The sequence below is a fragment of the Roseovarius sp. D22-M7 genome, from assembly GCF_037083785.1.
Taxonomy (GTDB): Bacteria; Pseudomonadota; Alphaproteobacteria; order Rhodobacterales; family Rhodobacteraceae; genus Roseovarius.
In genome coordinates this window covers 1-1,188 of record NZ_JBAPKY010000172.1, presented here as the reverse complement: position 1 = coordinate 1,188, position 1,188 = coordinate 1, and the positions used below count along the sequence as shown (strand labels likewise).

At 63.1% G+C, this 1,188-nt stretch carries 1 protein-coding gene; it reads right to left on the bottom strand.

Annotated elements, in window-relative coordinates; translation table 11 throughout:
* Positions 1-31 precede the first annotated feature (31 nt).
* Positions 32-1,188, bottom strand: a 1,157-nt coding sequence (locus V8324_RS21930; RefSeq protein WP_336422003.1) for a YfjI family protein, incomplete at its 5' end; no start/stop codon positions are given.

The window sequence follows — 1,188 nt, the reverse complement described above, 5'->3', positions numbered from 1 at the left end:
GTGATCGGATGCCCCGGAACAGGTGATCGGATTAAATCGGAATCACTGATCGGATGTTATCGGAACCGGTGATCGGATGTCCCCGGAACGCGCATGCCAGCCTCGAAGCCTCGGAAAGGTAGAATTGCGCCAGGTCGATTGCGTCGGCCATGTCGCCCGCCTGCACCTGTAGGGCGTCGAGGTCGCGCCAGAGCGTCAGCACGCCAGCGATGCGCGCCGCCTGTTCTGCCGCTTTCGATGCCGTGCCGGTAATATGCGCAAGGCCGCCACCGGGGGCTTGCGCGGCCTCTATGGCGTCTGCAAACGCCACCAGCAGCGCCCGAGCATCAGGGGCAAGTGCCAGCGTTCGCGGTTCCAGCTCGCGTGTTTCCGGGTCCATTGGCAGGGGTGCGTCGAGAATGTCGCGCAGCCTGCCCGCGAAGCCGGAAAGCGCCATTTCATCGCGCCGGGCGTTGGCCTGCATCCGGGTTCCGATAGTGCTGGGCGGTTCACACAAAAGGAAGCGGGGCAGAAAGCCGGAATCCACCGCCAAAGGGTCAGCCATGAAGGTTCGGGCGATGCCGGGCTGCACCATCAAATGCACGGCAAGGCGTTTTCCGTATAGGGTCAAGTGCCCATCGCCCGAGCGCGTGCGCTGTATCGGGTCGCCCTGCCACAATTTGTTGAGTGCGGTCAGGGTTTTTTGCTTATGGTCGCTACCCATCGCGTGCCCGGCAAGAAACTGTCCACCTTCGTCGCTGAAAAGCCCGAGCGACGGTTGCCCATGAGCGAAAAGCCGGGTCAGCCCCTCGAAGGTCGGTTCGGTCACGGTGCGGTCAGCGCTGGGGGGCGCGGCGGGTTCCTCTCCGAGCGCGTCTAGGTCCGCTTGTACGGCCACCTTCTTTTCGCCCTTGCCCTTTTTCGCTTCGGTCAGGATGCGGTCGCGTTCGCCTTTCCAGAGCGCGAAGGCGTTTTCCCAGCTTGCCAGTTCGTCGCGTCGGGCCTTGGCTTGTTCCTTTTCGTGTTCGCGCAGCACGGCCAGCAGGGGCGCGTCGCAAGCTGATTTCCGTTCACCCGAGCGTGCTACCGTCAAGGCATAGAGCGAAACCGGGCGCTCCCGAGGCACACGCGCGAAGACAGACCGGATTGATGCAGAGCTTATCGCCCGCTTCATGCTTTTCCGGCCAGATGCTGGACGAAGACTGCCGA